This is a genomic window from Rheinheimera baltica DSM 14885 (assembly GCF_000425345.1).
In the GTDB taxonomy this organism is placed as follows: Bacteria; Pseudomonadota; Gammaproteobacteria; order Enterobacterales; family Alteromonadaceae; genus Alishewanella; species Alishewanella baltica.
The window spans coordinates 167,645-177,942 of sequence record NZ_KE384352.1; the positions used below are offsets into that span (position 1 = coordinate 167,645).

Annotated in this window: 12 protein-coding genes; 9 read left to right on the forward strand and 3 right to left on the reverse strand. The window is 45.0% G+C overall.

The features are described 5' to 3' along the window. Positions 1-74 precede the first annotated feature (74 nt). The 5 genes from H595_RS24505 to H595_RS0120540 are packed head-to-tail and all read left to right on the forward strand — an operon-like array spanning position 75 to position 5,073. A complete protein-coding gene (locus H595_RS24505) occupies positions 75-515 on the forward strand; it encodes a hypothetical protein (protein ID WP_051220034.1) in 441 nt (146 codons plus the stop codon). Positions 516-572: 57 nt separating this feature from the next. Then, positions 573-1,238, forward strand: coding sequence for a YjbF family lipoprotein (locus tag H595_RS0120525; protein WP_027672801.1), 666 nt, complete (start codon positions 573-575; stop codon positions 1,236-1,238). After that, the gene (locus H595_RS0120530; RefSeq protein ID WP_027672802.1) at positions 1,235-1,972 is read left to right on the forward strand and encodes a capsule biosynthesis GfcC family protein; all 738 of its coding nucleotides are present in this window, start codon (positions 1,235-1,237) and stop codon (positions 1,970-1,972) included. The genes H595_RS0120525 and H595_RS0120530 overlap by 4 nt, the downstream gene beginning before the upstream one ends. Before the next feature lie 18 nt (positions 1,973-1,990). Then, on the forward strand, positions 1,991-4,072 hold the full coding sequence (locus H595_RS0120535) for a YjbH domain-containing protein (protein WP_084153683.1): 2,082 nt from the start codon (positions 1,991-1,993) through the stop codon (positions 4,070-4,072). Continuing rightward, complete coding sequence (locus tag H595_RS0120540; protein WP_027672804.1) at positions 4,069-5,073, forward strand: hypothetical protein; 1,005 nt, start codon at positions 4,069-4,071, stop codon at positions 5,071-5,073. The genes H595_RS0120535 and H595_RS0120540 overlap by 4 nt, the downstream gene beginning before the upstream one ends. A 100-nt stretch (positions 5,074-5,173) precedes the next feature. On the opposite strand, the gene H595_RS0120545 is transcribed toward H595_RS0120540, so the two are convergent. The 3 genes from H595_RS0120545 to H595_RS0120555 all read right to left on the reverse strand — a co-directional run bounded on the left by H595_RS0120545 (position 5,174) and on the right by H595_RS0120555 (position 8,382). Further along, positions 5,174-6,688 carry a diguanylate cyclase domain-containing protein gene (locus H595_RS0120545; protein ID WP_027672805.1) on the reverse strand — a complete coding sequence of 505 codons (1,515 nt, stop codon included), beginning with the start codon at positions 6,686-6,688 and terminating at the stop codon, positions 5,174-5,176. An 80-nt stretch (positions 6,689-6,768) separates the two neighbouring features. Beyond that, positions 6,769-7,785, reverse strand: a complete 1,017-nt coding sequence (locus H595_RS0120550) for an MJ1255/VC2487 family glycosyltransferase (protein WP_027672806.1) — start codon at positions 7,783-7,785, stop codon at positions 6,769-6,771. Between the two features lie 3 nt (positions 7,786-7,788). Further along, on the reverse strand, positions 7,789-8,382 hold the full coding sequence (locus H595_RS0120555; RefSeq protein ID WP_027672807.1) for a thymidine kinase: 594 nt from the start codon (positions 8,380-8,382) through the stop codon (positions 7,789-7,791). Between the two features lie 140 nt (positions 8,383-8,522). Between H595_RS0120555 and H595_RS0120560 the strand changes: the two genes are divergently transcribed. The 4 genes from H595_RS0120560 to H595_RS23270 form a co-directional block, all read left to right on the forward strand. After that, the gene (locus tag H595_RS0120560; RefSeq protein ID WP_027672808.1) at positions 8,523-8,942 is read left to right on the forward strand and encodes an MAPEG family protein; all 420 of its coding nucleotides are present in this window, start codon (positions 8,523-8,525) and stop codon (positions 8,940-8,942) included. A 3-nt stretch (positions 8,943-8,945) separates the two neighbouring features. Further along, positions 8,946-9,377: a YqaA family protein gene (locus H595_RS0120565; RefSeq protein WP_205623278.1), complete on the forward strand. Its 432-nt coding sequence runs from the start codon at positions 8,946-8,948 to the stop codon at positions 9,375-9,377. Between the two features lie 68 nt (positions 9,378-9,445). Then, the gene (locus tag H595_RS0120570) at positions 9,446-9,835 is read left to right on the forward strand and encodes a DUF2750 domain-containing protein (RefSeq protein ID WP_027672810.1); all 390 of its coding nucleotides are present in this window, start codon (positions 9,446-9,448) and stop codon (positions 9,833-9,835) included. 229 nt (positions 9,836-10,064) lie between these two features. After that, positions 10,065-10,298: transposase domain-containing protein (locus H595_RS23270; protein WP_205623279.1), on the forward strand; the 234-nt coding region annotated here is incomplete at its 3' end.

Consider the following 10,298-nt stretch of genomic DNA (forward strand, 5'->3'; position numbering starts at 1 on the left):
GATGAATGCTTGAACTGGTTCTAAAATTGAGATAATATTCTTACAGTTTACTATTTGGGTGAAAGGATTAAAGTATGAATAAACTTTTAATCGCCGTTGCAGTTGCGGCTGCATTAGGTGTGCCACAGGCTGAGGCTCTGCAAGCGCCTGGTGCAACATCTTCAGACGCTAAGTTTGATATAACAGAAGAGACCATTGCTGCCGGTGTTATTGGTGGCGTTGTTGCATGTACTGTGCTGTGTGATGGCAGTGGCGGTACAATCGTTGGTGACGATGACGACGATGACGACGATGACGACGATGACGACGATGACGACGATGACGATGACGATGACGATGACGATGACGATGACGATGACGATGACGACGATGATGACGACGATGACGATTGTGATGAAGGCGAAGAGTTTGTTAATGGTGTGTGTGTTCCTACCACCACGACAACTACTACTACGACAAGCACGACAACTACTACGACCACAACGGTTCCTGTAACAGTTACTGGCACGTTCTAACTCATAGTTTTCGAAAAGCCGCCTAAATGGCGGTTTTTTTTTCTTTAGGGTGCAGTAATGTTCAGGTTTATTTTGTTGTCTTTAGTGCTCAGTAGTCTAATTGGCTGCAGTGGCACCTTGTATGTTTATAAAGAAAATTTAAAGTTGTTGTTTAAGTCACCCGCCGTTGTTTCTCCTGATCGGGCTTATGTCGCAGCCAGTCAATACGATATTATTCAAGTTAATATTGCCGATAAGCAGGCCATTATGGCGCTGGCATTTGTGGAGCAGGGGCAGGATAAATTTATTTCCGCAGATAACGGTTTTGTTATTTTTGCCAATGGTCGCATAGTTCGTACTGCAGGTTTTATTGATAATCTGCTGCATGTTCACAATTTAACTGCTGACCCACTTAAGCAGTCGTTCTCGGTCTTAGGTGGCCGTCGTTGGCAATACGTAGAACAAACGAATACGTTAACAGCAAAGGTAAATAGTGCGCAGTTTAATATTGAAGGGCAGCGCGTTCTAACCCTGTTGGACAGTGAACTGAGAACGGTATTGCTTTCTGAGACGGTACATCCTGAGAATGAAGGTAGTTTTGTTAACTTTTACTGGTTTGACGAGACATCCGGTGTACTGATTAAGACCAAGCAACATCCTGCCAATATGACGGATGCGGTTACCGTAACTTTTCTTAGTCGCGTAAATCGTATTTTGTCAGTGATACCGGGAGAGAGCAAATGAGACTTCTTAAAGCTGTTTCCTCTTTTTTTATCATTAGTTTATCTGCTTTCAATTCTGCTGCCGTTGACATCAATGTTGACATTAATGGCAAGCTGTATGTCTTTAATGAGCCAATCAAGCTTGCTGATGCACTGTCGCATATTGAACATCCTGAATTAGTTTACTGGCCTGATGCCGGCTTATTTTTAGCGTCAGAACAAACCGTGCAACAAAAGCATGCGCTAATGACACGCCTGATCAATCAACTAGCCCTTTTACCCGCGCAATCTTCAGAGAAGGCTCAGCTTGCAGATTTTATTGCCTGGTTGTCAGGTATTCGAGTAGCGAGACGAATCGACTTGCCTGTTGAATTTGAGCGAGCACGGCATGTCAGAAAATCGAATCCATTACTGCAAGAAGGCTTGTTCTACCTTCGTGCTTCATATGTTCAACCGCAGGTTTTATTGCTTGGTGCAGTAACAAAGTACCAGGCTGACATCAGTGCTGATAGTATCGTGCAGGCGCATGAGCTGCATCATAATTTTGCAGCTGACGCTGCAGATAATAGCTGGGCTTACTGGTCTGTAAGCGGCGCAGAATGGCATAAGGTTGGTATAGCGTACTGGAATAAACAGCAAGTAGAACTCGCTGCTGGCGCCATGCTTTACTTCCCTTTCTCGTCGTCTGTATTGGGTGGCGATAGTGAAGAGATTAACCAGCAAATTTTAATGCTGCTGCGTAACTGGGTCCGATAGGACAAGAGTAAATATTTAATGAATAGAGCAACTCAACTTGGGGTTATGTTTTGCGCCTTGTTTGCCGCTAGTACGTTGGCACAGGATAGCGACTACAGTCAGGCCAGCCACGGCGGTGTGGGTATATTTCAGACGCCGACAGCACGGATGGCGCCATCTGGTAATTTTAGTCTTAACTACAATGATTTAGACGAGTATCGATTTTGGAGCGCCAGTATTCAGTTGTTTCCATGGTTGGAAACGACCGTGCGTTATACCGACGTTCGTACCCGCCTTTATAGCCCTTATCCTGAGTTTAGTGGCGATCAGACGTTAAAAGACAAGGGTATAGATGTAAAGTTAAGGTTGTGGCAAGAGAGTTATTATCTACCTCAGGTTAGTGTCGGTTGGCGTGATTTTGGTGGTACTGGCTTTTTTGAAAGCGAGTACATTGCCGCCAGTAAACGGGTAGGACCTTTTGATCTTCATTTAGGCATGGGCTGGGGCTATTTAGGTTCAGGTGGCAACATTAGCAACCCCTTTTGTGAACTCAGTGATGGCTATTGTCAGCGGCCAGGTGGTTTTTCTGGTCGCGGCGGTATGATTGATTACCAGCGTTTCTATAAAGGTCCGGCGTCGGTATTTGCCGGTTTGGAATATCAAACCCCTTGGGAGCCATTGCGGCTTAAAGTTGAATATGAAGGCAATAATTACACCAAGGATCGTGCTCGCGGCATAGTTCAGGATAGTAATATTAACTATGGATTGGTATACAGCTATGACAGTCTGGATTTTCATTTAAGCTATCAGCGCGGTAACACGCTAGCGTTTGGTGTGTCTGTGGGCTCAAACTTTAATACCATAAAGACGCCTAAATTTGACAGACCACCACCAGAAGTGAATGCCGCAGGGTTATCTGCTAAACGGTTCAAACGTTCTACGCTTCGTAATCAGTTATATTACCGTGCAGGTTTCGTTACCACAGGTATAAAGCTTGATGGTGAGGAGCTGATCATTCGTGGCCAGCAACAGGCATTTCGTGAATTTGACGTTTCAATTGAGCGTGTAGGACGGGTACTGGCGAATTTTGCGCCGGATAAAGTTAGTCGTTATCGTATCATTCTTGAAGAGCTTGAAATGCCGATTACGGAAGTCGTATTGCAGGCAGATGAGTTTAGAACCTATGCCCGGTATGAATCATTGGACCAACCGGTAAGTTCAGTCTATGTTCGTCAGACACCTGCTATGGATGACATCGACTGGCAATTTACCACACTGAATCATGGTTTCGGCTATTCATTTGAACCGTTTTGGATGCAAATGTTGGGTAATCCTGAAGCGTTCTTTATGTATCAGGGCGGTATTTTGTCGTCGTTGTCCTATCAATTTTCTGAACCCTGGTCTGCGACAGGTGTGATCAAAACCACGCTACTGGAAAATTTTGATAAATTTAATTTCAAAGTGGATACCCAAAATTCGACGCTACCGCGTGTTCGTACTTTTTCGCGTGAGTATGTTACACGCAGTTACGTTACGTTGGATAAGTTGTTTTTAAACTATCGCGAACGTTTACAAAAAGATGTGTACGCACAGGCCTACGGTGGTTATCTGGAAACTATGTTTGCCGGTGTAGGTGGGGAAGTACTTTACCGGCCATTGGATAGTCGTTTTGCCATTGGTGCTGATATAAATTACGTTAGGCAGCGCGACTATAACAGCGAATACAAGCTATTTGATTATTCTGTTGTTACCGGTTTTGTATCGCTATATTGGGAACCCGAGTTTTTTGATGACTCTCTTATAACCATTAGTGCCGGACGCTATTTGGCCAAAGATGTGGGTGTTAATATTGATGTTGGCCGTCGGTTCGACAGCGGTATCATTGTGGGGGCCTATGCAGCACTGAGTAATGCTAGTGCGGATGAATATGGTGAGGGCAGTTTTACCAAAGGGTTCTATGTAAAAATTCCATTTGATTTAATGTCGTTTAAATCTGCCAAAGGCATGGGACAGATCCCATGGATCCCATTGGCTCGTGATGGTGGCCAGATGCTGAAACGGCCGGTTTATTTACATGGCGTTACCTCAGAGCGCGAAAAACCAAGGAAGTATTACAAATGATGCTTGAAGATAATTTCGCTGTTGCCAAAGCGGCTTGTCAATATCTGTCACAGCAAGTACAAGATGATGGCCAGTTTGTCTATTTAAGGTCTGCTAAGGGTAAGGACTTAACGCACAAACCCTACAATATGCTGCGTCACTGCGGTTCCATCTGGGCCATGGCCGCTTTTCTGCGTCTTGAGCCTGATGCGACAACTGAGCAAAAGTGTTTAGCTGCTCTGGGCTTTGCCCGCAGAGAAACGGTGAAATGCAGTTCTCCTGAAGCTGAAACTGACCTGTTGTTTGTGTTAGACAGAAAATCTATTGCCAAATTAGGTGGTAATGCACTGATTTATCTTGCCTTTGACAGTTTCGCCGACCAAGATCCATTATTTAAGCAAGGCTTATTGCACGGATTACGCTTTTTTCTGACACCTGAGGGACTGATTAAATTTTCTAAATTCGATCCCTATACTGGCATTGCCGCGGATTTTGTATCGGAATACTACCCCGGTGAAGCAGCATTAGCGTTATGTACAGCAGGCGATTTTGATACCGCTTATCGCATGATTACCACATTGCGAGACACTCGCGATAAGGTGAGAATGACCCAAGATCATTGGCTAATGCAGGCACTGGAAGTGATAATTTTGCATTATCTGCCAATGAAAACGCCGGAAGCCACGCAAAGAGTGCAGTTCTGCTTACAATACTTACATGATTTGTATCAGCAGATATTCACCAACCGCGTTTACCTTGGGCGTAATACCCCGGTTGCATGCCGCGCTGAAGGAATTTTGTCTTATTTGGCGGTGCTGCATGCTGTCGGTGATGTACAGCGCTATATTGGTGTGCGGTTATTTTTACAGCAACTTATGCAAGAATTGCGCAGCTATCAGGTAACAGATGGCGTGTTGGCCGGTGCGTTTTTAGATCATAATAAAGCCCGTATTGATTATACTCAGCATTCGTTATCAGTATTTACCCGCTTTGTTGCGTATCAAGCTGCTGGTATTTTATAACGTAGACGATAGCTGCTAATTCATGGTTTATTGAATTTGCTAATGCGTAAGCAATGAGCAGATTTAAAAGGTGATGCTAGCAGGACGATGATTATTTGCGCTAATTACTGCTGTTACGAATGCAGTTGCGGCCTGCTGCTTTTGCTTGATATAAAGCTTGGTCGGCGGCTTTAATTATGTTGTCGACTGTGCTGGTTTTATCTGGATACTGGCAAGTAATGCCGATGCTTGCCGTTATGTTGCTAGCAATATCTGATTTAGCGTGAGCGATATTTAATGTTACGAGCGCTTGCTGAATTTGTTTGGCTATGCGTTCGCAGTCTTCGATAGTGCTACCGGGTAAGATCATCGCAAACTCTTCGCCACCATAACGTGCGGCAAGTTCTCCCTGGCGCTTTGCTAAACGCTGAAACTGCTGCGCCACCTGTTTTAACGTATCATCTCCCGCCTGGTGCCCATAATAGTCGTTATAGCGTTTAAAGCGGTCTATATCGATCATGATAAGGCCTAATGGATATTGATTGCGTGCACAGCGCTGCAGTTCATTCTGCAGACTGATATCAAACTGACGTCGGTTAGCAATAGCAGTGAGGCCATCTTGTGTCGCTTGTTTTTGCAATTCAAGATTAACCAGCAGCAGTTGTTGCTGCATATCTTGTAGCGATCGGCGATAGCGAACATTTTGCAGTGTGTTAGCAATAATTTCACCTACCAGTTTCAACCGCCGCCAGTCATTGTTAGTCCAGTTACGCTGACGTGACACCATGTCACAACCAACGAAACCTAACAATTTGTCATCAGCCAACATAGCGCAGCATAAAACAGATTGAATATCTTCCGCTTCGAACTCCTGCTTTTCTGCTGTGGCCTCTGCCGGTAATGTGCTCACATCATTTATTGCGAACACATGATAGCGCTTTACTTGCTGAAAAAAATACGGTAGCGCGATCTCTGGAATTTGCTGCAGTTGGTCTTTATGTGATGTTACGCCGCTGCGAACCCATTCATGTGTGTTGCTCATTTCAGACATGTTGTCAGAAAACTGAAAAAGATAACTGCGATCGGCATGACAAAACTCTCCGACTGCGGCAAGTGCGTCTTCGATATGCTGGTCCAGCATATTCTCTTGCACATTTATCAACTTGGTTGAGATAACCGACATAAGCTTGTCAAATTCGAGTGCTTCTTCCAGTTCAGCGTTATCTGATGATGTCTGTGGTAATGTGGGTACATTCGGCGCGCAATACAGTGGCTGCAGTGTTATCACGATGCCACTAGTATCAGAAACTTCGGCCGCTACACTAGTGCTATGTAAAAACAAGGTAGCACTATGATGTTCCAAAACAACAGGAACTTGTAGTGAACAGCCACTAAGTGCTTGTAAAATAGGGTTTTCTTCTAATTTAAATGATTGAAGTTTTTCCGGGCAACGCAGCTGGATCTGTTGTACATCAGATCTTGTCAGTACGGTTTTGTTTGTCGGTAAGTGAAACAACGATAATGCTGCCATATTTGCAAACACCGCCGGATTGGCATGCTCCGTATACAACAACGCAACGGGAAGGGCGTCCAGCAGGGGCCAAAAATGTGGAAGAGTACCAGTTTGTATCGTCATTCAGCGCTCACTCCGTGATCTGACTTTACTATAACTGATTTAGCGCCGTTGGCAAAAATTGCAACAATTATAACAAAGGTTTACTGCCACAACTGCTGGCTTAGTGTATTAATACTGTCAGGAGTGTCAGCTAATAGCCAGTCACTAATGGCGCTGGCAACATTAGGGTAGGCTACCTTTGGCTTCTCACTGTTATCGTTAAGCCAGTTCGCGATAATGCTGCTACTTAAACGCTCAGCGCGCGTTGCCAGGTTAAGCTGTTGTAAGGCGAGTGCATTCGATTGCTGCTCCATTTGCCCATTTAAAGGCTTCACTAAAATGCGTTTTTGCAGTTGCAATGCTTCACTTATCAGTTCAAACCCTGCATTACTTAACACAAAGCTACAACTGGCTAAATCGATTTTAAATGGCTTAACTGCCAATGGGTGGGTGTTAATATGGCCAAGTGTTGCCTTACTTAACCCCGGGCCATAAACGCTAAACTGATAGTCGGTAAGCGGTTTTAGCATGGCTATAACCTGGGCTTGATCTTCAAATGGCAAATAAACTAAAACCTGATTAGATTGCGCTGCGACGTTTTGCGGTTCTTCATCGATGATAGGAGGTAAAATGGGTTGATTAAAATGATGCCAGTGCAAACCTAACTGATATTGAGCAGGCGCAAAATGTTTAAACACCATCCGAGTCATCATATTGGCGTTCTGCATGGGAATGTCGTGTAAAAACGCGTATTGATGCCCAATGGCAATACTGCGTTTATTTTGTTGTTTTGCTGCCTGTGCGGTTATGGGTTCAAAATCAGTTAATATCAAATCATACTGACTGCAGTCCAGCGCCTGAATATCTTGCTTTAGGGTTTTAACCGAGGCTTGCCAAAAACTCTGCCAGTAATTCACCTTGCCAGACTGGGTTACGAAAGTCAGACCTCGTTTAACCTCGTAATCACCAAATTGCTGCATGTCGAATAGCTGATCTGCTGGCCGGCCAGAAAATAAATAGTCTACTTCAACGCCGGCTTTAGCCAGATACTTTCCCATGGCGCGCGCTCTGCTGATATGACCATTTCCGGTTGCTTGCACGCCATAAAGAATTTTCATTTGTTACTCCATTTTGGGCTCTTGCCACACCAGGGCTTTAAAATGCGTTCGACACATGGATACATAACTTTCATTGCCGCCAATCTGCACTTGTGAACCCTGGGTAGCGGCCTGGCCATGCTCGTCCAGACGCACCACAAAATTCGCTTTTCGGCCACAATGACAAATGGTTTTTAGCTCAATAAGCTTGTCAGCCCACGCTAGTAACGCTTCGCTACCGGCAAAAGTTTCGCCAAGAAAGTCGGTTCGAAGGCCAAAAGCCAGCACCGGTACATTCAGTTCATCCACTACATCAGTTAGTTGACGCACCTGAGCCTTGGACAAAAACTGCGCTTCATCAATTAACACGCAATCCAGCCTGCCTTGTGTTTTTAACTGCTGGATATGCGCCATAAAGTTAAAGTTGCAATCAAATATTTGCGCATCCATTGCCAGGCCAATACGTGAGCTGACTTTACCAATACCGAACCGGTTATCCAGTGCAGCGGTGAAAATCGCCACCGTCATGCCTCTTTCCTGATAGTTATAAGCACTTTGCAGTAAAGAGGTCGACTTACCGGCATTCATTGCCGAGTAATAAAAATATAATTGCGCCATAGCGTCACCTTACAAAAAAGACGACGCAGTATAACAACAACTTTGAGTAAAATATAAAGGCCATAGATGACAGAATTAAGACGCTGGTATCTTTTAGCTGACTGGATTAAGCTCTGACCACTTTAAATTAGGAGCCTCCAATGGAAAAATTAATCTTAATGCCGGTATTTTTACAGATACTTTTGACCAGCGTAGTGCTGGTGCTGATGGGTAGACGTCGTATCCGAGCGGCAAAAAATAAAGAAATCAGTGTTGCAGCCTTTAAAACAATGAACCTAAGCGGTGCCAACGAGCAGGTTATTGCTACCAGTCGTAATTTCGAAAACCAATTTCAAATGCCCATGCTGTATTTGTTTAGCGTGTTGTTTACCCTGCAGTTGGGCCTGGCAGATATGGGGTATGTGGTGATGGGGGCTGCTTTTGTACTACTGCGTTTAGTGCACACTTTTGTCCATATTGGCAGTAATAATGTGCGAATGCGTTTTAATGTATTTTTGTTGGGTTGCGTGGTGCTGTGGGCAATATGGCTGCGTTTAGTGTGGCAGGTATTAGTAGCGTAAACCGTGCTGGTATATGGCTCACTGTTTTTAAGTGGTTTACTGGCGGCGACACTTTTTCCGGCTTCCAGTGAGGTGCTGTTGTTGGCCCTGCTGCAACAGGGCTATCAGCCATTTTGGTTATTTGTTGCGGCAACTGCTGGTAATACCTTGGGGTCGTGTATTAACTGGTACTTGGGGCTTAAACTGCAGCAGTTTCAACACAAGCGCTGGTTTCCGGTGTCCCAAGATGCTCTTAATAATGCCCAGCGGCACTTTGCCCGTTTTGGTGTCTGGAGTTTATTGTTAGCCTGGTTACCCGTGGTGGGCGATCCACTTACCCTGATTGCCGGTGTGTTGAAGGTACGTTTTAAGTTATTTGTTGTTTTAGTCTTACTGGGAAAAGCGGCGCGCTATGCGCTGTTAATCTGGCTTGGCAATGCGGTCTTTACCGAATAATTATTGGTAAAAAGACGTTAGATCCGTCATCATTAGCGCAATGATCGATTAACGTACAGGACTATTTTATGGAATACCAATTAACCGCCGAAGAGCTTAGCCGAATTCTTGCGCTGGATGCAGAGCAGCGTTATGCCTATTTTGTGCAGGCCGTGGCTGATTTGGAAAAAATCTGGATCTTAACCGACGAAGAGGGTTTTGTTCTGGTAAGTGCTGAAGACGAGCGTTGTATTCCGGTATGGCCACATGCTGAATTGGCTGAGCAGTGGATTGAAGGTGAATGGTCGCATTGTAGTGCTCAGGCAGTAGATGTAGATACCTGGCTGGAAAAATGGACTTCAGGCTTAAACGGCGACGAGCTGGCTATTGCTGTTCTGCCTGATACCGATGGCCCGGGTGTAGTGGTACTGCCAGACGAACTGGCGGAGACGCTGCTAAGCGAAATGCAAGAGGATTAATACGAAGCGCCGAGATGTTCTAAGCTGACCGTTGAAGCCCTGGACGGGCGTAAACGAGACCCCATGGATGGGTTTACCGCGTGTCAGCGTGAATATTTCGGCGCTGAAGTTCTTAATAAAAAGCCCGCTTAGCGTAATGCCGATCAGTTAAGAAATATTTTCCTGATCGGTTGACCGATCCTGTGTAGATGTAAGAATCCGATGAGCCATTAAGCCATCGGATTTTTTTATGGAACTGTCAGAAGCATTAGCACGCACGTCAATCAACCGCCTTACCGAATTTGCATCGCTGTCCGATGTTCTGGAACCCGATATTATCCAGTCTTGCCTGGCTTCCAACGGCGTTGCCACCTTGCGCAAACGCAAACTCCCCATGGATGCCATGATTTGGGCGGTGATAGGGATGTCGCTCTTTCGCACTGAATCGGTACGTCAGTTAATTAATAAGTTGGATATTGTGTTG